Origin of the sequence: Variovorax davisae, assembly GCF_030316845.1 — a bacterium.
Taxonomy (GTDB): Bacteria; Pseudomonadota; Gammaproteobacteria; order Burkholderiales; family Burkholderiaceae_C; genus Variovorax; species Variovorax davisae.
On the sequence record NZ_JASZYS010000014.1, the window covers coordinates 37977 to 57847 of the forward strand.

The following is a 19871-nucleotide window of genomic DNA, read 5'->3' on the forward strand; positions in this document are numbered from 1 at the left end:
ACACCCCATGGCATTCAAAGGCATCCGCAAGAACCCTTCCGCGCCGCAGGTCGACGCCGCGATCCTCGCCGCGCTGCGCGACATCCCGGTCGCGGCGCTGAGCGACAACATGCACCGCAACATCGGCAGCGTCGGCCTCACGCCCTACCACCGGCCCGGCCCGGCCACCATGGCGGGCACGGCCGTGACCCTCAAGTCGCGCGGCGGCGACAACCTCACGCTGCTGCGTGCCTTCGAGTTCTGCCGCCCGGGCGACGTGATCGTGATCGATGCCGACGGCGACCTCTCGAATGCCGTGATCGGCGGCATCCTGTCCTTCTACGCCGCCACCATCGGCACCGCCGGCGTGGTGCTCGACGGCGCGATCCGCGACCTGGCGGAGATCCGGGCGCGCGACTTCCCGGTCTATGCGCGCGGTGTGAACCACCGCGGCCCCTACAAGGACGGTCCGGGCGAGATCAACGTGCCGGTCACGGTCGGCGGCATGGTCGTGAACCCCGGCGACATCGTGGTCGGCGACCAGGACGGCCTGATGGCCTTCGCACCGGCCGAGGCCGAGGCGTTGATCGCCAAGGCGCGCGCCCATCTCGAGGTCGAGGCCAACACCATGCGCGCCATGAAGGAAGGGCGCTGGGACCGCTCCTTCATCGATGCGCTCGAGGCGCGCTGCGCCAACTGAGGCCAAGGGAAAGCACGCGCCGTCCGTGCGCGCCAAGTCGACCGACAATGGGGCCGGCTCGGCCGTTCCTTCCCATGACTCCCCCGGACACCGCATGATGAACAACGTACTCCAGTCCTTCGACCTCACGGGGCGCACCGCCCTCGTCACCGGCTCCAGCGCCGGCATCGGCTTTGCGCTGGCGCGCGGCCTGGCCGGCGCCGGCGCGCGCGTGATCCTGAACGCGCGCAATGCGGCCAAGCTCGAAGCCGCTGCCGACGTGCTGCGCGGCGAAGGCCTGCAGGTGCTGACGGCCGCCTTCGACGTCACCGCGGGCGAGGCGGTCACGGCCGCCATCGCGCGGATCGAGGCCGAGGTCGGCGCCATCGACATCCTGGTCAACAACGCCGGCATGCAGCGACGCGCACCGCTCGACCAGTTCGCCGAAGCCGACTGGCACGAACTCATGAAGACCAACGTCGACAGCGTCTTCCTCGTGGGCCAGGCCGTGGCGCGGCACATGATCGGGCGCCGGCGCGGCAAGATCGTCAACATCTGCTCGGTCCAGAGCGAGCTGGGCCGCCCCGGCATCGCGCCGTACACGGCCAGCAAGGGCGCGGTCAAGATGCTCACCAAGGGCATGGCGATCGACTGGGGCCAGCACGGCATCCAGGTCAACGGCCTGGGGCCGGGCTACTTCAAGACCGAGCTGACCGACGCGCTCGTCAAGAACGAGGAGTTCACCCAGTGGCTGGTGGGCCGCACCCCCTCGCGCCGCTGGGGCGATGTCGAGGACCTGGTCGGCGCCGCCGTCTTCCTGTCCAGCGACGCCTCCAACTTCGTCAACGGCCACATCCTCTACGTGGATGGCGGCGTCACGGCAACCCTCTGAGGACACCATGGAAGCGCTCGTCATCCACGCCCCCGGCGACCTGCGGGTCGAACAGTTCGACACCGCCCCGCTCGGGCCCGACCAGCTGCAGGTGCGGGTGCGCTGCGGCGGCATCTGCGGCTCCGACCTGCACTACTACCAGCACGGCGGCTTCGGCACCGTGCGCATCAAGGAGCCGATGGTGCTCGGCCACGAGGTGGCCGGGATGATCGAGGCGGTGGGCGCCGACGTGCGCGGCTACGCCGTCGGCGAGCGCGTCGCGATCAGCCCCAGCCGGCCCTGCGGCCTGTGCAGCTACTGCCAGCAGGGCCTGCAGAACCACTGCCTCGACATGCGCTACTACGGCAGCGCGATGCGCACCCCGCACGTGCAGGGCGCCTTCCGCCAGCAGATCGTGGTCGAGACCCACCAGGCCCACAAGCTGGCCGACTCGGTCAGCGACGGCGAGGGCTCGATGGCCGAGCCGCTGTCGGTGGCGCTGCACGCGGTGCGCCGCGCCGGATCGCTGCTGGGCAAGCGGGTGCTGGTGACGGGCTGCGGCCCGATCGGCGCGCTGGCGATCATCGCGGCGCGGCGCGCCGGCGCGGTCCACATCGTGGCCACCGACGTCGGCGCGCACACGCTGGGCAAGGCGCTCAAGGTGGGCGCCGACGAGGTGGTCAACGTCGCCGACGACCCCGAAGGCCTGCAGCGCTTCACGGCCGACAAGGGCAGCTTCGACGTGCTGTTCGAGGCCAGCGGGAATGCGCGCGCGCTGGTCGGCGCCTTCGACGCACTGCGCCCGCGCGCCGTGATCGTCCAGCTCGGCCTGGGCGGCGAGATGACGCTGCCGATCAACACCATCGTGGCCAAGGAATTCGACCTGCGCGGTGCCTTCCGCTTTCACGAGGAATTCGCGGTCGCGGTCGAACTGCTGAACAAGGGCCTGGTCGACGTCAAGCCGCTGATCTCGGCCACGCTGTCGTACCGCGATTCGGCCCGCGCCTTCGCGCTGGCGGCCGATCGCTCGCAGGCGATGAAGGTGATCCTGAACTTCGACTGACATCCATCATGACCAGAACGTGGCTGCTCCCCATCGCCTGTGCGTTCGCCGGCGCGGCCGCGGCCGCCGAAACCTGCGAGACCCTGCGCGCGCAGATCGAAGCCAAGATCGCCGCCGCCGGCGTGACGCGATTCACCGTCACCACGGTCGATGCCGGTGCGGTGGCGGCCGGCCAGGTGGTGGGCAGTTGCGAGCTCGGCAGCAAGAAGATCGTCTACCAGCGCGAACCGGGCACCGGGGCCGGGGCAGCCCCGGCGCGACCGCGCGGCGAGCCGATCCTCACCGAGTGCAAGGACGGCACGGTCTCGGTCGGCGGCGATTGCCCCCGCTAGGACTCAGCGGCAGACCGTCGTCGTCCCGATCGGCTGGCAGGTCTTGCCGTCGATGCTCCGGTAGCGCTCCAGCTGGCCCGAGCGGTTGTAGCGGTTGCCCTGGCGGTCGTCGCAGCCGCCCGCGTCGCAGCTGCGGATCCGCGGCCGCATGTCGCGCGGAGGCACGGGCCGGCCATAGGCGCCCGGGTAGCCGGGATAGGAATAGCCGTCGTCGACAAGCATCGGGTCGCTGCCACGGTCGCTCCAGCGCCCATCGCCGGTCGGCTGGTTGCTGTTCGCGCCGCTGCTGCCGCGCGAGTCGATCACGACCGGGCCGGAAGGCGCCGGCGGCGCACGCACCGGGGACGCCGGCGGCTCGCGCGGCACGGCCCCTGGCCGGTCGCCGCCGTCGGCGGCGGGTGGCGCCGCTTCGGGGAGCGTGACCCGCCCCACCGCGCGGGCGCCCGCCGGGCAGGCGCCATCGGTGTAGCTGACGTTGCCGGCCGCGTCGGCGCAACGCACCACCTCGGCGCCGGCAACCGGGCCGAGCAGCAGGAGCAGCGAGAAGATGAGGGACATCCGGCGCATGGCGCATCCATTGTGCCGGGGTCCTCAAGACTCCGAGAAGGATTTCAGCTCGACGGGCAGAATCCCCAGGGCGAGACGGTCCGTTTCCCGCCCCGATCGGCCAGTTAACATGCCCGACCGAGCCACCCCATCACGAGAGAGCAGCAGCGCCATGGCGAACGAATCCAACCGACAAGCCGAACTGAAGAAGATGGTGCTGTGCACGTCATGCGCCGGCATCCAGCGCAACTGGCGGCGCGCGCCCGGGCATGCCGAACTGGTGCAGCAGTCGAGCCGCAAGGAAGAGCGCGACGGCCACACGGTCAACGTCACCAGCTACCGCTGCGACGCCTGCGGCACGCGCTGGGAATACGAGAACGACAAGACCAACCAGCAGGCCGGCTGGTCGGTGATCGGGCAGTAGCGCGGCGCCTGCGATTCGAGGGGCCGCGCTGATCGCCGCCGTGGCCCCGCTGATGGCCGCCATCGCCGGGTCGCTGCCGTTCAATCCGCCTTCAGGATGGTCTCGCCCTTGAGCGGACCCCAATCGCGGATGTTGTCGCGGCGGCGCTTCCAGCCGCCATAGGTGCGCCGCCAGTTCACCACCGAGATGAAGTAGTACAGCACCTTGAACATCCACAGCGAGCGGCGGTACGCCCGCCCCTGGTGGTGGATGTCGGCCGCCAGCAGCGACATCAGGCCCTGCTTGGCCTTGAAGACATTGTTGGGGTGCATGAACATGTCGCGGATCGTCGGGTTGGTGACCCGGTAGATGAACCACGAGTAGTCGCGCGGCCCCACCCGCATGCGCTTCTCGAGCGCCTGGCGCGCCGCCGCCAGCTCGGCCGGCCGGTCCAGCGCCGTCGCCACCAGGTCGGCGCCATCGAAGGCACTCTGCATCGCCAGGAACACGCCCGAGGAGAACATCGGATCGATGAAGGTGAAGGCGTCGCCCACCATCAGGTAGCGCTCGCCGGTGGCATGGGTGCTCGCGTACGAGAAGTTGCCGGTGGCGTGCACCGCGTCGTCGACCAAGGTGGCGTTCGCAAGCCGGTCGTGCAGTTCCGGGCACATCGCGATGGTGTCGAGGAAATAGTCCTTCAGCGGCTTGTCGCGCGCCTTCAGGTAGTAGGCCCAGCACACCGCGCCGACGCTGGTGGTGCCGTCGGCCAGCGGGATGAACCAGAACCAGCCGTGCTCGAACCAGCAGATGCTGATGTTGCCTTCGCGCCGGCCCTCGAGCCGCCGCGCATTGCGGAAGTGGCCGAACAACGCCGTGCTGTTGTGGTCCGGGTTCTTGTTCTTGGACTTGAACTTGGTCGCCAGCAGCGTGTCGCGGCCGCTGGCATCGACCACGAAGCGCGCCCGCCAGCGGCGGGTTCCGCCATCGTCGAGCACGGCCTGCACGGTGGCGCCCTCGGCGTCGAAATCCACCTGCCGGACCCGGGCGCCTTCCAGGGTCAGCGCGCCCTCCTTGGCGGCGTGGCGGAACAGCAGTTCATCGAGCTCCGAACGGCGCACCTGCCAGGCCGAGTCCTTGGTCGGGTCCCAGCCCTCGGAGAAATCGACATAACTGCGGTAGTCGAGGTCCGGCGGCACGAACTCGATGCCGAACTTGGGCATGCCGATCTTCTCGACCTGGTCGCGCACGCCCAGCCGCTCGAACAGCTCGACATTGCCCGGCAGCAGCGACTCGCCGATGTGGAAGCGCGGGTGATGCTCCTTCTCGAGCAGCACCACCCGCCGCCCCTGGCGCGCGAGCAGCGTGGCGATGGTCGAGCCGCCCGGCCCGCCGCCGACCACCAGCACATCGCATTCCTGACTTGGTTCCATGACTCCGGCTCTCCATTGATTTCACTTGATGCGGCCCGCATTGTGCCGGGCTCGCAGGCCCCGGATCGAGGGCCCGCCGTGAAGTCGCAGGATCGGCCGCTTCTGCGCCGCTCAGCCGGACGCCGCCTGATCGTCCATCGCCAGGTCCCTGGGCGGCCCGACCCGCCGCCCTCCGTTCGCCTTGGAGGGGCTGCGCCACAGCGAGACCACCTGGTCGAGCCTGGGCAGGCCGGGCTCCGGCATGGAGACGGCGGACCGGGGCGCGAACACGAAGTGCCGCGGCAGCTCCCGGGCCGAGGCGCCCGCCAGCGGTGCACGCACCACCTTCAGGCCGTCGACATGGGCCTCGGTCCAGAACACGTCCTTCCACGGCGTGTCGGGCGGGAAGCGCGCGGCCCAGTCGGTGTTGCCCTTGACCCAGACCCCGCAGACCGTGCCGAGGCGCCCGCGCCAGGCCGGCGGGCAGACGAAGACGCCGGAATCGCCGGGGCGAAGCCGCAGCAGTTGCGAGGGGTAGGCGTACAGGCCCATCCAGTCCATGCTCTCGCTCACGCTGGTGTCGCGCGACTGGCGCGCCTGCTCGCTCAGCAGCTTGCGGACCTCCACGAACCGCGGCCGCCCCGGGCCCGCCATCGCTGCCTCCGGCTCGGCGCCGGCCGGGGCGGCGGCGTCCGCCTGGCGAGCCTGGCCGGCACCCGCCGCAGTGGCGTTGGGAAGAAAGTCGAGCCCCACGCGCGCCAGCGCCTCGCGCAGCCGGCCCACGGTCTTGGCGCCGATCGCCTCTTCGTTGAGCAGCTCCTGCTCGCTGATCGCCGACAGGTCGTCGATGCAGAAGATGCTGAGGTTGCGCAGCGCATCGCGGGCCCCCGAGCGCATGGAAATCTCGTCGATCGGCGTTTCGGGGCTCAGCTGCGCCGGCATGTTGAAGCGCTGGGAGCCCCGGGGGCGCCAGTCGAAGGCGCGGAACTCGAACGGCGAGCCGGCGGGGATCAGGTGGTCGCGCAGCGCATCCGAATGCTGGCGCCTGGCCTCGTGGATGGCAGTCCGCAGGGCGCCGAAACAGGCGAGCAATTGGGCATCTGGCAGTTGCGCGAGGTCGTCAACGGTTCGGATCGTACAAGACATAAGCGGATCGCTATCGATACAGGTGCGGGTCCCGGCGGACCGTGGTTGCTTGCCGAATCAACGGGCGATGTCCCAGTATTGGGACTCCGCCGGCCCTTGTCCATGCCACGAATGGATGAACGCTATTCACTTATTGAATGTTGGCATCAATGCGTAAGCCCAATCGGGCCCCTGGGCGTCGACATCGAGGCTCTGCACCACCTGCTGGCGGAACCAGATGTGGGCGGCGTGGCGGTGGGTGCGGTCGTGCCAGGAGATGTAGACCTCGAATTCCGGCACCTCCACCGGCAGCGCCAGCTCGGCCAGGCCGAAACGCTTCTGGAAGCGGGCCGCCAGCGACTGTGGCAGCAGCGCCACCATGTCGGTGTTCTCGAGCAGGTGCGGGGCGGTGAGATAGTTCGGGGTGACGAAGCGTCGGTTGCGCGCCAGCCCCTGGGCAGCCAGCGCCTGGTCGACCACCTCGCCGAAGCAGTTGACCGTGTTGGGCATGATCACCACATGCTCGAGCGCGGCGAACTCGATGGCCGACAGCGTCCGGCCGACCGCCCGGTGGCCGGCGCGTGCCACGCAGATGATGCGATCGCGAAACAGCAGGCGGTGGCGCAGCTCGCGCAGGCTGGCCGGCAGGATGCCGACCGCGAAGTCGACCTCCCCGGTTTCCAGCACCTTGTTGAACTGCGAAGGGTGGACCGGGTGCTGCACCGACATCGCGATGCCCGGATAGCGGCTGCCCAAATGCTGCACCAGGCCTTCCATGAACAGGCATTCGAGGTAGTCGGTGGCGACCATCCGGAACAGGTAGGGGGTGCTGTGGGGGTCGAAGGCCACCGCGTTGCCCAGCAGTTCGCTCATCTCGCCCAGGATCCGCTCGGCGAACTCGCGCAGCTGGAGCGCCTTGGCGGTCGGAATGAGCCCGGTGCCGCCTTTCACGAGGATCGGGTCGGCGGTGACCGTGCGCAGCTGGCTCATCGCCCGGCTCATGGCCGGCTGGCTGACCGACAGCGCCTCGGCGGCGCGCGAGACATGCGAGTGGTTAACCAGCGCGACCAGGCACTTCAGAAGATAGAAATTGAGTTCGCCGCTGTCATTTCTTTGCTGCTGCATGGGTGCACTGGACCTTTGGCATGGACGCAAGAGTAAGCGTCTGCATACTAAGGCCGATTCAACACCAGGAAAGGGCCGAATCGGCCGCCTCCTTGACCAGAGTCAATCCCCTGACTTCAAGGCGGATCTGCGCACTCGATGCCGCCCAGCAGGCCATGCTGCTGTGCACCATAGACATCGCGGTCGAAGGCCGAGCCGCTGCCGCGGCTGCCGGTGGTGCGAGGCACGGTCACCTTGATGGCGTGGACCCTGCCGAACGGGATGATCGACACCTGCGCCGCGTCCACGCCATAGAGCGCCGCCACCGCCTGCGGCGTGAGCACGCCGGCATCGAGCACCCGCTGCCAGGTCGCGCCGTCGGCGAACAGGACGTCGAGCGTGATCTGGAACGGGCCGGCGTTCTTGCTGCGCAGCACGCTCGCGAGTTGTTGCAGGGTGGGCATCAGACGCGCTCCATGTCGATCGCGAACAGCCGCCCGGGGTCGGCCACCCGCAGCAGGTGATAGACGCTGAACTCGAACACTTCGCCGGCCGCGGTGTCCGAGGGCGAGAACGGGAACGCGAGGTTGCCGGCCGTCGTCTTGCGGCCCGGGAACGGGCAATGCAGCAGCGACGACCGGGCCAGCGACAGCGCATGGCTGGCCAGGGCCTGGGTCCGGGCCACGACCTCGATCAGCACCCCGACCTCGTGGCCCGGCCGGCCGCGCCGGGGTTCGCGCGGGCCGAGCACCGCGTCGCGGCCGTAGACCTTGAACGCCATCTCGTAGTCGGCGGCGGGCACCTCGGCCGGCAGGTTTCGGCGCACCGCCGCGCGCACCGTGGCCTCGATGCCGTCGAGCGCGCCGACGATGGCCTCGTCGCGGATGCCGGCCAGGGCGAAGGCCCGGAAGCCCGCGCTGCGGGCGCCCTCCAGCTTGATCTGCAACGCCGTGGTGGGCAGGAAGCGCGAACCGCCGACGCGCACGGTCTGCGCATCGACCTGCTCGAACACCGCATCGCGCAGGTCGACCCGGCCCTCCGGCTCGTGCAGCATCAGCGGATCGCCCTGCTCGTACATGGTGTGCGCGGCCACCGATTCGGGCGTGCAGACGCGCCGCGGCGACAGCGGCCGCACCAGGAAATGGTCGCTGCGCAAGGTGCCGAGCAGGCAGTCGTTGGTGCCCTGCGGCAGCGCGCACTGGGCGCCGCATTCCATGATCTTGGCCAGGTGCAGCGCCAGCCCCGGGTCGAAGCCGCGGGCGATCGGCAGCGCGGCGTAGATCGCGGTGTCGCAGGCCCGGCCGGCCAGCACCACGTCGGCGCCATCGGCCAGCGCCTGGGCGAAAGGCTCGCAGCCCATCTGGCCGACGATGCGCACGCTCGCCTGCACGTCTTCCACGGCCAGCGGCGGCACACCGGGCATGGCCTCGATGCCGCCGCTCGCCAAGGCGTCGAGCACCACCGACTTGTCGATCTCGGCGTGGATCGTGGCGAGGCGGAACGCCAGGCCCTGCTCGCGCGCGGTCTCGATCAGCACCTCGCGCACCGCCTGCAGGTTGGGCTCCCCGCCGGCGATGCCGGCCGAGCCGATCACCAGCGGCACCCGGCAGGCACGCGACTGCGCCAGCGCGAACGAGAGGTCTCGCTTCACCTGCTCGCGCCGGACCATCGAGGTGCCGCTGCCCAGGTAGTAGGGCCCGGCATCGGTCGAGCCGGCGTCGGCGCCGAACATGTGGGGGTTGGCGTCGGCGCCGCGCTGCAGGCTTTCGAGTTCGTAGCCGTAGCCCAGGCAGCCGTTGAGCGCGACGATGCGCAGTTCGTTCATGGGAGGTGCTTTCAGAATTCGGCCCGGATGCCGGTCTGGCGAACGAAGTCGCTCCAGAACGGCAGCTCGGCGTGGATCAGGGTGCCGAAGGCCGTCGACGGCAGCGCCATCGGGTCGAGCTGCTGGCTCGCCAGCTGGGCCTTGACCTCGGGCAGGGCCAGCGCCTTGGTCGCGGCCTCGGACAGGGTGGCGACGGTGGCCGCGGGCGTGGCCGCCGGTGCCACCAGACCCCACCAGGCCGACAGCTTGAGCTGCGGCAGGCCGGCTTCGGCCGCGGTCGGCACCTCGGGCAGCGCGGGCAGCCGCTGCGCGGCGGTGACGAACAGCGCCCGCAGCCGGCCGCCCCGGATCAGCGGCAGCGCCGCGACCAGCGTGTCGCAGCCGAACAGCAACTGGCCGCCGGCGACGTCGGTCAGGGCGGCGCTGCTGCCCCGATAGGGGACGTGCACCGCCTTGCGACCGGCCTGGCTCAGGAAGTACTCGGCCGCCAGGTGCCCGATCGTGCCGACGCCCGGCGATCCGAACGAGCCCCCCTGCTCGGCCAGGCGCTGGTTCAGTTCGGCGACGCTGCGCGGCGCCTCGGGCGTATCGGCCACCACCAGCACGAAGGCGGTCCGCGCCAGGCCCGCGACCGGCACGAAATCGCGCTCGGCGCGGTAGCGCACCTTGGGGTTGAGCACCGGGTTGGTCAAGAGCGTGCTGGTGGTCGCCAGGGTCAGGGTGTAGCCGTCGGCCGGCGCCCGGGCGCCCTGCTCGGTGCCGGTCACGCCGCCGGCGCCCGAACGGTTGTCGATCACCAGCGGCTGCCCCAGCAGCGGCGCCATGGCGGCCGCCACGATCCGCGCCAGCGCATCGCTGCCGGTGCCGGGCGCGAAGGCGACGATCAGCTTGACCGGGCGGGCCGGGAAGGGCTCGGCCGGCTGGGCGATCGCGGCCGTCCGCCAGCCGGCGGCCACGGCCGCGGCGAGCGCGGTGCCCAGCAGCCGCCGCCGCTGCGCGCCGTCCGGTGCCGGAAATGAAAGGTGCGACATCGATGGCTCCGCCTTGCGCATCCGTCAGAGCACCGAGGACCCGCCGAGCGGGTGGGCATAGACCGGGATGCGCAGGCCCTCGATCTTCGACTGCTGCTGGGCACCGAACACGTCCCGTTCGTCGGGCGAGGCCGAGATGTTGGGCCGGTCGATCGAGATCTTGATCGCGTTGCAGCTGTCGACGAAGAAGCTGCCGACCACGCGCTCGGCGTCGACATGCAGGATCTTCGCCACGCCGGCCTTGTGGAACAGGTTCGAGCGCAGCGCCGCCTCGTAGTCGGCGGCCGAGTTGAAGACGATGTCGAAGGTCAGGCGGTTGATGCCGGCGTCCTTGCTGCGGATCACCACCGCCATGTCGAGCAGGCGCTGCTCGCCGTGCGGCGCGCCGCCCGGCGGCGCGTCGACGATCAGCGACAGCGTGCGGTCGTCCAGGCTGCCTTCGTGGCCGGTGACGCCGATGTCGAAATAGCGCGGCCGCTCGCTGCCCTCCCTGACCCACGCGGCGCCTTCGGCCCGGAAATAGGTGATCGGGAACATGGTGCGCTGGATCACTTCCTCGTTCTGCAGCAGGTGGTAGAGCGACCATTCATAGGCGTCGGCGGCGTCGAGGTTCAGGTGCGAGCCTGCCTTCGGCGCTGCCAGCCGCGTGATCGCATCGATCTCCGCCGCGTGGCGCGCGGCGAGCTTTGCCGGATCGTCGTCGATGGTCCGGAGCAGCACCGCGGGATGCGCGGCATCGGCATCGATCAGCCGGTACTCGGCCTGCACCAGCGCCTCCGGGAACTGGGCCTCGATCAGCGCGATCACCGCGGCCTTGACCTTCCCGTAGTTGGCGAAGAACACCGGGTCGCGGGTGCCGCTCGGCACGATGGCACCGTAGCGCCCGTCCTCGCGCCGGAAGCTCACCAGGTTCGGCGACAAGGGATAGGCGATGTTGCCGGCGGTCGCCTTGCGGCCCGGGTAGCCGTAGTGGATCAGGTAGTGGGTCAGCAGGCTGGCCAGCGTCTCGGCCGCCTCGGCGCTGGCGGCGCTGGTCTCGACGATGATGCCGAGCTCGCGCTCCTCGCCCTCCACCGCCCGCGCCTGCACGCCGTTGCGCCCGTACACCAGCACCTCGGGCGGGATCTTCGGCAGGTCGGCCGGATCGATGTGGATCAGCGACACCTTGCGCGCGCCCAAGCGGCGCGCGCCTTCGAGCTTGATGCTCCACGGCCAGGGCTTCGAGGAGCGCACGAACCGGCTGTTGCGGATGCCGGTGGTGCGCGCGTCGGGCGCGAAGAACTCGGTCTTGTCCATCACCAGGATGCCCTCGGGATAGAACTGCAGCTGCGGGTGGCTCTCTTCGTACAGCGAATGGGCGGCGATCGACCAGGGCGTGCAGCGGCGGTTGGCGTCGGGCGCCACGAACACGGCCGAGCCGTCGTCGTAGAGCTCGGCCACCAGGCAGTCGGACGGCGTCCCCGGATCGCAGGCCAGGGCCCCGCATTCGAGCACGTGGCCCACGTGGTAGGCGATCCCCGGGTCGATGCCGCGGCGGACCATGTCGGCGGCGAACAGCGCGATGTCGCAGGCCCGGCCGGCGAAGATGTAGCGCGCGCCACTGTCGAGCGCGGTGATCAGCGGATGGATGCCCATCTGGCCCACGATGACGCTCTGGCGCAGCGCCTCTTCGTCGAGCGCGGGCCCGACGCCGGTCGGCCGCAGGGCGCCCTTGCGCAGCTCGTCGATGACCAGCTCGGCGTCGAGTTCGGCATCGATCACCGCGACCTTGGCGTCCTTGACGCCGAGCTCGGCGAAGACCTCCTTCGCCACCTCGAGCATCCAGGCCAGGTTGCGCCGGCCGCCCGCCATGCCGCAACTGCCGAGGATCACCGGGCTGCCGGTCTGCAGGCCGGCCTCGACCATGTGCAGGTAGTCGGCCTTCACGGCCTCGCGCTCGAAGTACTCTTCGCCGGTGCCGAGGTAGTACGGCCCGGCGTCCATCGAGCCCGCGTCGGAGACGATGGCGTCGACGCGGCCCTCGATCGCCGCCTGCAGCGAGGCCCTCGGAAATCCGTAACCCAGGGCGCCACAGGCGGACACCACACGATAGACAAGCTTGGCCATGACCCGACTCCTGAATGACCGGAGGCAGCGGGCTGCTGCGCTCTCGAAGACATGGGAGCGGACTGTGCGCGGATCGGCGCCGGCTGAAAAATACTGTCTCGGTATGCAGCCATAGCCGGCGGATATGGCCGCGGCCGGGCTCCGCTAGGCCTCGATGTGCGCCATGCCCGGCGGCGCCTTCTCGTCGAGGAAGCGGCGCACGAAGGCCCCCAGCAGGTCGCGCACCGCCTCGCCGGCCCGGGTCAGCGAGGCGCCGTCGGACGACACCACCTGGGCGGTCTGGTGGATCGCCGGCTCGATCGGCGTCGCCGCCAGGCTGCCGCTGCCGGTGGCCACCGTGAAGTCGCCCATCGGGATCACGGTGGCACCGACGCCGGATTGCACCGCCGACAGGATGCCGTGCAGCATGTTGGCCTCGGCCACCACCTCCGGCCTGATGCCCGCCGCCGCGAAGTGGCTGTCGAGCAGGCTGCGCATGGCGTTCGGCTGGCTCGGCAGCACCAGCGGCCGGGCGCCGGCCTGCGCCAGCGAGATCGACTTCGGGCCGCCGCGCCCACTGCGCTTGCGCTCGACCAGGTACAGCCGCTGGCGAAACAGCGGCTGGCGGATCAGCCCGGGCGTGGGGGCTTCCTCGAACAGGATCGCGAGGTCCAGCGTGCGGGCCGCGATCCGCGCCTTGAGCGAGAGGCTGTCCTCGGTGACCACGCTCAGGTTCACCATCGGCAGCGCGGTCTTGCAGGCCTTCATGAAGTCGCCGGCCAGGAAGGAGGCCAGGGTCGAGGACATGCCGAGGCTGACCGAGCCGGCCACCTCGCCGCCGGTGAAGCGCACGATCTCGGGCAGCTTCTCGATCTGGCGCAGGATCGCCACCGCCTCGCGGTAGAGGGCGTCGCCGGCGGCCGTCGGCCGCACGCCGCGCGCGCTGCGATGCAGCAGGCTGACGCCGAGCTCTTCCTCCAGCTCCGCGATCTGCTGGCTCAGGGCGGGCTGCGCCACGAAGATCGTGGTGGCGGCGCGCGAGAAGCTCCCGGCCTCGACGATCTTGACGAAGTAGCGCAGGTGACGCAGCTGGATGGCAGGCTCCTGGCGCGGCGCCGCCGGCTCAGCCGAGCTTCCGGATCAGCTCCGTGCGGACCACGGCACGCGACTCGGGTCCGTCGGCGGCATCGTGCAGGCCGCGCATCATGTCGTCGTAGCAGAGCGCGAACAGGGCATCGACGGCGCCACGCTGCTCGTTCGAGAACGTGCCCAGGCGGGTCCAGGCATCCAGGAGCTGGCTCGACTCGGCGCACGACACGAGGCGCAGCTCGTGCAGTTCGAGCACCAGCTTCATCTGGACCGCGCTGAGGGGCTGCCGGACCCGCACGGGCGTTCCTGTCTTCAAAAGCTGGCCTGGATGGTGGCGCCGCCCTGGATCTGGCACTCGCCGGTGCCGCCGCCCGACATGCCCTGCTGCGGCCGCAGCATGTGCAGCCGGCAGCGCATCAGGCCCCCTTGCGGGCTCTTCAGGTTGGCGATCACCTTGCCGCTGTAGACGGTGGCGAACTGCACCGCGTCGAAGCCCGGCATCATGCCCATGCCGCCCATGCCCGCGACGCCGCCGTAGCCCCAGTAGGACCAGTCGGACCAGCCCACCGGCCAGCCGCCGCCCCACATCGGCGCCATGGCGTCGCTCTGGGTCTGCTGCGTGATCTGCAGGAAGGGGCCCTGGAAGGTGGCGGTCGGCAGCGTGGCCGTCATGGTGCCGGTGATGCCGCCATCGGTGCTCTTCCAGGAGAACAGCACGGGCTTGTCGGGCTGGCCCTTCTGGACGATCTCGCCGCCTCCCATGCCGGTGGTGGTGCAGCCCGCCAGCGCCATCCCCGCCGCCGCGACCAGGGCAGCCGCCGACCTCTTCAACCTGCGCATCTTGGTTCTTCCTTGTAAGCGAATTGGAGCCCCCGCGATTGTTCCGCAGCGCCTGCCAAAAGTCACGAATCGGATATACCCTTTGTTGTACAGGTCAGGCGCTAGACTCCACGCCGTGGTGCGCCGCCCGCGCACCGAGTTGCTGATCGCTGAAGGCACATGCCCCATGGCTGAGTCCCGGTCTCGCCCCCTGTCGAAGCACCCGTCGCGCGCCGGCCGGACGCTGCGCGACCCGTTCGAGCGCCTGGTCGAGGCGGGGCTGCGACTGAACGCACTGGCCGACGCCGGCGCGCTGCACGCCGCGCTGGTCGATGAAGCCGCCCGGCTCCTGGGGGCGCAGCGGGTGTTGCTGGTGCTCGAGACCGAGGCCGGGCCGCACAGCGCCGGCGCCCTGCTGCCGCCGGCCGAGGACGCCGCGTCCCTGCTCGGCGCCATCGGGCCCTGGCTGGCCGAGGCCCGCCACAGCCGCAAGCCCAGCCTGCGCCACGGGCCCGAGCACGCCGCCCCGGGCGACCAGCGCTCCTGCCTGGTCGCGCCGCTGGTCGTGCAGCGCGAACTGCTCGGCTGCCTCTACGCCGACATCGAAGGCCGGCTGGGCCGCTTCGACCGCGTCCACCGCGACCTGCTGGCCGCGCTGGCGCGCCAGGCGGCGGCGGCCCTCGCCCACGGCCGCGAGCGCGAGCAGCTCCAGCGCGCGCTGGCCGGGCGCCAGGACGAGCTCCAGCAGCGCAACGACGGCCTGGCGCTGATCAACGCCATCCAGCGCGGGATCGCGGCCAAGCTGGGATTCCAGGCCATCGTCGACCTGGTGGGCGACCGGCTGCGCGAGGTCTTCGATTCCGGCAACCTGAACATCGTGTGGTGGGACGACCGGACCAACCTGGTGCAGGCGATCTACCGCTACGAGCACAACCGGCCCCTGCCCCGGCCGCCGGCGCGGCCGCTGGACCCGGACGAGCCGATGGCGCGCCTGATGCGCACGCGCGAGGTCGGCGTGCTCAACACGCGCGAGGAGCAGACGCGGATGGGCCTGCATCCCGCGCCGGGCACCGACTGGGCGCTGTCGATGGCGGCCGTCCCGATCATCGGCAACGACCGCGCGCTCGGCATCATCTCGCTGCAGAACCATGAACGCGAATACGCCTTCGGCGCCCACGAGCTCCACCTGCTGGAAACCGTGGCCGCCAGCCTGGGCCTGGCGCTGGAGAGCGCGCGCCTGTTCGACGAAACCCGGCGCCACGCCCGCGAGATGCAGGAGGCGCTGGCCCACCAGAGCGCGGCGGCCGAGGTGCTGCAGGTCATCGGCAGCTCGCTGGCCGACCCCGGGCCGGTGTTCGACAAGATCCTCGAGTGCTGCGAGCACCTGTTCGACGGCAGCTCCTTCGCCCTGCTGATGGTCGATGCCCAGGGCAACCTGGCGCTGACCCGCTGGCAGATGACAGCCGCCGGCCGTGCCGCGGTCGGCGAGGCGCGGCTGGCGCAGCTCGCCGCCTCGATGGAGGCGAACTACCCGATGCCGCTCGCCGGCACCTCGGCCGAAGTCTCCTTCCGCACCGGCGACCTGGTGGAGTTCGCCGACGTGCTGGGCGATCCGGCGGCACCGGTGGTACTGCGCCACAATGCCGAGCTGATCGGCTACAGCTACGCCAACCTGGCGGCGCCGCTGATCTGGGAGGGCCGCGGCATCGGCATCCTGAGCATGCAGCGCGCCGAGATCGGTCCGTTCCGGCCGAGCGAGCGGGCGCTGCTCAAGACCTTCGCCGAACAGGCGGTCATCGCGATCCAGAACGCCCGGCTGTTCAACGAAACGCAGGTGGCGCTGCACAAGGTCGAGGAGCGCACCGCCGAGTTGACCGAGTCGCTCGAATACCAGACCGCCGTCAGCGACGTGCTGCGCGCCATCAGCGAATCGCCCGACGACGTGATGCCGGTGTTCGAGGCCATCCTGGACTGCACCATGTGGCTGTTCGAGGGCCCGACCGCCGCGATCTTCAGCTACGACGGCCGCCAGGTCCAGCTGGCGGCGGCCCGCAACTGGTCCGAGCAGGCGCTGGAGGCGGCGCGCACGGTGTGGCCGGCGCCGCCCGACCGGGCCCAGATGAACGGGCGCGTCATTCTCGAACGCCAGGCGCTGAGCATCGAGGACGCCTGGTCGGACCCCACGTACGACCGCCGGCTGGCCAACTCCGGCAACCGGCGCCGCGTGATCGCCGCCCCGATGCTCAAGGACGGCGAGCCGATCGGCGCCATCACCATGGCCTGGCCGGACCCCGGCCCGACGCCCCAGCGGCAGGTCGACCTGCTCAACCTGTTCGCCGAGCAGGCGGTGATCGCGATCGACAACGTCCGCCTCACGACCGAGACCCGCGAGGCGCTCGAGCGCCAGACCGCGACCGCCGACGTGCTCCAGGTCATCAGCGAATCGATGGAGGACGCGCGCCCGGTGTTCGACAAGATCCTGGAGAGCTGCCAGCGCCTGTTCTCCGGCACCCAGCTCGGGATCTCGCTGGTCGGCGACGACGGCATGATGCACCTGGGCGCCCACCGCGGCTCGGCCCGCGAGGCGCTCGAGCGCTACTACCCGCGGCCGATCGACCACTCGCCCATGGGCGAGGCCATGGCCGGCCCCGAGGTCCTGCATATCCCCGACGCGCTGGCCGAGCCGAACCTGCCGGTGTTCATGCGCGAGCTCGGCGAGCAGATCGGCAGCTACGCGATCATGCTGGCCCCGCTGATCTGGGAGGGCCGCTACATCGGCTCGATCCACGTCTCGCGCCAGCCCCCGGGGGCCTTCGCCGACAAGGAGATCCGGCTGCTGGAGACCTTCGCCGACCAGGCCGTGATCGCGATCCAGAACGCGCGCCTGTTCAACGAGACCAAGGAGGCGCGGGCCGCCGCCGAGGCCACCAACGAGGCCAAGAGCGCCTTCCTGGCGACCATGAGCCACGAGATCCGCACGCCCATGAATGCGGTGATCGGCATGAGCGGGCTGCTGCTGGACACCCCGCTGGACGCCGAGCAGCAGGACTACGTCTCGACCATCCGCGACTCGGGCGACGCCCTGCTCACCATCATCAACGACATCCTCGACTACTCGAAGATCGAGGCCGGCCGGATGGACATCGAGGCCCATCCCTTCGACCTGCGCGAATGCGTGGAGTCGGCGCTCGACCTGGTCAGCACGCGGGCGACCGAGAAGAAGCTCGACATCGCCTACGTGTTCGAGGGCGACGTGCCGGTGGGCGTGAGCGGCGACCTCACGCGGCTGCGGCAGATCCTGCTCAACCTGCTGAGCAACGCGGTGAAGTTCACCGAGGCCGGCGAGGTGGTGCTGACGGTCAGCGCCGACGCCCGGCCGGGCGGCCGGGTCGCGCTGACCTTCGCCGTGCGCGACACCGGCATCGGCCTGTCGGCGCAGGGCAAGAGCCGGCTGTTCCAGTCGTTCTCGCAGGCCGACTCCAGCACCACCCGCAAGTACGGCGGCACCGGCCTCGGCCTGGCGATCAGCAAGCGGCTGGCCGAGCTGATGGGCGGCACCATGTGGGTCGAGAGCGACGGGCCGGGCACGGGCTCGACCTTCTTCTTCACCCTCGAGGTGGCGACCTCGGATGCGCCGCCGAGCAAGCGCCGCATCGTCAGCGGCGTGCAGATCGAGCTGCAGGGCAAGCACCTGTTGATCGTCGACGACAACGCCACCAACCGGCGCGTGCTGGCGCTCCAGACGGCCCGCTGGGGCATGGATTCGCGCGCCACCGAATCGCCGGCGGAGGCGCTGGGCTGGCTGGCCCAGGGCGAGCGCTTCGACCTCGCCATCCTCGACATGCACATGCCGGAGATGGACGGCGTCGATCTCGCGCGCCGCATCCGCGCCAGCCACGCCGCCTTGCCGCTGGTGCTCTTCAGCTCGCTCGGGCGGCGCGAGGCCGGCGACGCCGAGTCGCTGTTCAATGCCTACCTGTCGAAGCCGATCCACCAGTCGGCGCTGTTCGACACCCTGGTGAGCCTGCTGGCGCACGAGTCGGTCGCCAGCCGGCCCGCGGACAGCGCCGGCGCCAAGCCGCAGCTCGACCCGACGATGGCGGCCCGGCATCCGCTGCGCATCCTGCTGGCCGAGGACAACGTGGTGAACCAGAAGCTCGCGCTGCGCCTGCTGCAGCAGATGGGCTACCGCGCCGACCTGGCCTCCAACGGCATCGAGGCGGTGGAGTCGGTGCAGCGCCAGACCTACGACGTGGTGCTGATGGACGTCCAGATGCCCGAGCTCGACGGGCTCGACGCCACCCGGCAGATCTGCGCGCTGTTCGAGGCCGGCCGCCGGCCCCGCATCGTCGCCATGACCGCCAACGCCATGCAGGGCGACCAGGAGATGTGCATCGGGGCCGGCATGGACGACTACCTGACCAAGCCGATCAGGGTCGACCGGCTGGTCGAGGCCCTGCACAACGTGCCACCGCGCAAGGACCGCTGAGCGTCCATCGGCTTGATGAGGCCCCGTTGTCGACGAGGCTGCAAATTGGGCGTAAGCTAGAAAAAGGTTCTATTTGTTGCTCGCCAGAGCGTCTTGTTTTCTTTTAGAAACAAGAACTTGCGTGCGAAGCAGGTGGACGACGAACCCGACCAGCCCCCCATCGAAAACGACTGCGGAGAGCGTATGGATCTGAGAAGCGAGCAACTGGCCGACGGTGTCGAGAAGATCAGTCTGGTCGGGCGCATGGACAGCATCGGCGGGCACGACATCAACGTGCGCCTGTCGGCGCTGGTTGCCAACCGCAAGCTGCTCGCGGTGGTCGATCTGTCCGAGGTCTCGTTCCTGGCGTCGATCGGGATCCGCACCCTGGTCGTCAACGCGAGGGCGCAGTCGATGCGCGGTGGCGTCATGGCCTTGGCCAGTCCGCAACCGCTGGTGGCGGAGGTGCTCAAGATGGCAGGCATCGACACGATCATCCCGGTGTACCCCGACGTCGACACCGCCTGCAGCGCCCTGATGGCGGGGGCCGGGAGCCGCTGATGGCCGCCACCGGCGGGGAGCCGCAAGCCTCCCTCACCGTCGGCAGCGAGTTGCGCGAACTCGCGCGCGTGAGCGCCTGGGTGCACGACTGGGCCGAAGGCCAGCGGCTGCCGCCGCGCGTCACGCTGAACCTCGACCTCTGCTCGACCGAGGTGGTGACCAACATCATGACCCACGCCTGCAGCCAGGGCGCGCAGAACATCTTCCTGCGGCTGGGCTGGCAGGGCCAGGACGTGGCCCTGGAAGTCGAGGACGAGGGCCGCGAATTCGATCCGCGCCAGGTGCCCGAACCGGCGCCGGCCACCAGCATCGACGACGCGCGCATCGGCGGCTGGGGCATCCCGATCGTGCGCCGCTTCTCCGACGGGCTTCGCTACAGCCACCACGACGGGCGCAACTGCCTGACCCTCCTGTTCCGGGCGTCGGCGCCGCCCTGAGCGCCCTTGTTTTCACCACCCATCGTCAACCCACCACCGAGGAGC

General features: G+C 70.3%; 19 protein-coding genes. 8 read left to right on the forward strand and 11 right to left on the reverse strand.

All coding sequences use genetic code 11. The features are described 5' to 3' along the window. The first annotated feature begins 7 nt into the window (after nucleotides 1-7). The 4 genes from QTI33_RS26940 to QTI33_RS26955 all read left to right on the forward strand — a co-directional run bounded on the left by QTI33_RS26940 (nucleotide 8) and on the right by QTI33_RS26955 (nucleotide 2924). The gene (locus QTI33_RS26940) at nucleotides 8-679 is read left to right on the forward strand and encodes an RraA family protein (RefSeq protein ID WP_286509440.1); all 672 of its coding nucleotides are present in this window, start codon (nucleotides 8-10) and stop codon (nucleotides 677-679) included. 97 nt (nucleotides 680-776) lie between these two features. Continuing rightward, nucleotides 777-1550, forward strand: a complete 774-nt coding sequence (locus tag QTI33_RS26945) for an SDR family NAD(P)-dependent oxidoreductase (protein ID WP_286509441.1) — start codon at nucleotides 777-779, stop codon at nucleotides 1548-1550. Between the two features lie 7 nt (nucleotides 1551-1557). Continuing rightward, complete coding sequence (locus tag QTI33_RS26950) at nucleotides 1558-2592, forward strand: L-idonate 5-dehydrogenase (RefSeq protein WP_286509442.1); 1035 nt, start codon at nucleotides 1558-1560, stop codon at nucleotides 2590-2592. Nucleotides 2593-2600: 8 nt separating this feature from the next. Continuing rightward, a complete protein-coding gene (locus QTI33_RS26955; RefSeq protein ID WP_286509443.1) occupies nucleotides 2601-2924 on the forward strand; it encodes a DUF1161 domain-containing protein in 324 nt (107 codons plus the stop codon). Between the two features lie 3 nt (nucleotides 2925-2927). On the opposite strand, the gene QTI33_RS26960 is transcribed toward QTI33_RS26955, so the two are convergent. Then, a complete protein-coding gene (locus tag QTI33_RS26960) occupies nucleotides 2928-3482 on the reverse strand; it encodes a DUF4124 domain-containing protein (RefSeq protein ID WP_286509444.1) in 555 nt (184 codons plus the stop codon). Between the two features lie 160 nt (nucleotides 3483-3642). On the opposite strand from QTI33_RS26960, the gene QTI33_RS26965 reads away from it, so the two are divergent. Continuing rightward, complete coding sequence (locus QTI33_RS26965; RefSeq protein ID WP_286509445.1) at nucleotides 3643-3894, forward strand: hypothetical protein; 252 nt, start codon at nucleotides 3643-3645, stop codon at nucleotides 3892-3894. An 80-nt stretch (nucleotides 3895-3974) separates the two neighbouring features. Here the strand turns inward: QTI33_RS26965 and QTI33_RS26970 are convergent, their stop codons facing one another. The 10 genes from QTI33_RS26970 to QTI33_RS27015 form a co-directional block, all read right to left on the reverse strand. Then, nucleotides 3975-5303, reverse strand: a complete 1329-nt coding sequence (locus QTI33_RS26970; protein ID WP_286509446.1) for an NAD(P)/FAD-dependent oxidoreductase — start codon at nucleotides 5301-5303, stop codon at nucleotides 3975-3977. A gap of 111 nt (nucleotides 5304-5414) precedes the next feature. Continuing rightward, the gene (locus QTI33_RS26975) at nucleotides 5415-6374 is read right to left on the reverse strand and encodes a helix-hairpin-helix domain-containing protein (RefSeq protein ID WP_286509447.1); all 960 of its coding nucleotides are present in this window, start codon (nucleotides 6372-6374) and stop codon (nucleotides 5415-5417) included. A 180-nt stretch (nucleotides 6375-6554) separates the two neighbouring features. Further along, the gene (locus QTI33_RS26980) at nucleotides 6555-7532 is read right to left on the reverse strand and encodes a LysR family transcriptional regulator (RefSeq protein ID WP_286509448.1); all 978 of its coding nucleotides are present in this window, start codon (nucleotides 7530-7532) and stop codon (nucleotides 6555-6557) included. A 116-nt stretch (nucleotides 7533-7648) separates the two neighbouring features. Continuing rightward, nucleotides 7649-7975: a DUF4387 domain-containing protein gene (locus QTI33_RS26985; RefSeq protein WP_286509449.1), complete on the reverse strand. Its 327-nt coding sequence runs from the start codon at nucleotides 7973-7975 to the stop codon at nucleotides 7649-7651. Then, entirely contained in the window at nucleotides 7975-9336 is a 1362-nt protein-coding gene (locus QTI33_RS26990) for an acyclic terpene utilization AtuA family protein (RefSeq protein WP_286509450.1), read from the reverse strand. The genes QTI33_RS26985 and QTI33_RS26990 overlap by 1 nt, the downstream gene beginning before the upstream one ends. Before the next feature lie 11 nt (nucleotides 9337-9347). Then, nucleotides 9348-10367 (reverse strand): Bug family tripartite tricarboxylate transporter substrate binding protein, encoded by a 1020-nt coding sequence (locus QTI33_RS26995; protein WP_286509451.1) that lies wholly within the window; start codon nucleotides 10365-10367, stop codon nucleotides 9348-9350. 24 nt (nucleotides 10368-10391) lie between these two features. Continuing rightward, nucleotides 10392-12473: a DUF4387 family protein gene (locus QTI33_RS27000; RefSeq protein ID WP_286509452.1), complete on the reverse strand. Its 2082-nt coding sequence runs from the start codon at nucleotides 12471-12473 to the stop codon at nucleotides 10392-10394. 144 nt (nucleotides 12474-12617) lie between these two features. Beyond that, nucleotides 12618-13547: a LysR substrate-binding domain-containing protein gene (locus QTI33_RS27005; RefSeq protein ID WP_353506362.1), complete on the reverse strand. Its 930-nt coding sequence runs from the start codon at nucleotides 13545-13547 to the stop codon at nucleotides 12618-12620. Between the two features lie 28 nt (nucleotides 13548-13575). Further along, the gene (locus QTI33_RS27010; RefSeq protein ID WP_286509453.1) at nucleotides 13576-13839 is read right to left on the reverse strand and encodes a hypothetical protein; all 264 of its coding nucleotides are present in this window, start codon (nucleotides 13837-13839) and stop codon (nucleotides 13576-13578) included. 14 nt (nucleotides 13840-13853) lie between these two features. After that, nucleotides 13854-14381: a hypothetical protein gene (locus QTI33_RS27015; RefSeq protein ID WP_286509455.1), complete on the reverse strand. Its 528-nt coding sequence runs from the start codon at nucleotides 14379-14381 to the stop codon at nucleotides 13854-13856. Between the two features lie 166 nt (nucleotides 14382-14547). Between QTI33_RS27015 and QTI33_RS27020 the strand changes: the two genes are divergently transcribed. The 3 genes from QTI33_RS27020 (at nucleotide 14548) to QTI33_RS27030 (ending at nucleotide 19826) form a co-directional block, all read left to right on the forward strand. After that, a complete protein-coding gene (locus QTI33_RS27020) occupies nucleotides 14548-18849 on the forward strand; it encodes a GAF domain-containing protein (protein ID WP_286509456.1) in 4302 nt (1433 codons plus the stop codon). Between the two features lie 183 nt (nucleotides 18850-19032). Further along, on the forward strand, nucleotides 19033-19389 hold the full coding sequence (locus QTI33_RS27025) for an STAS domain-containing protein (RefSeq protein WP_286509457.1): 357 nt from the start codon (nucleotides 19033-19035) through the stop codon (nucleotides 19387-19389). Continuing rightward, nucleotides 19389-19826: an ATP-binding protein gene (locus QTI33_RS27030; protein WP_286509458.1), complete on the forward strand. Its 438-nt coding sequence runs from the start codon at nucleotides 19389-19391 to the stop codon at nucleotides 19824-19826. Before QTI33_RS27025 ends, QTI33_RS27030 begins: the two co-directional genes overlap by 1 nt. Nucleotides 19827-19871 lie beyond the last annotated feature (45 nt).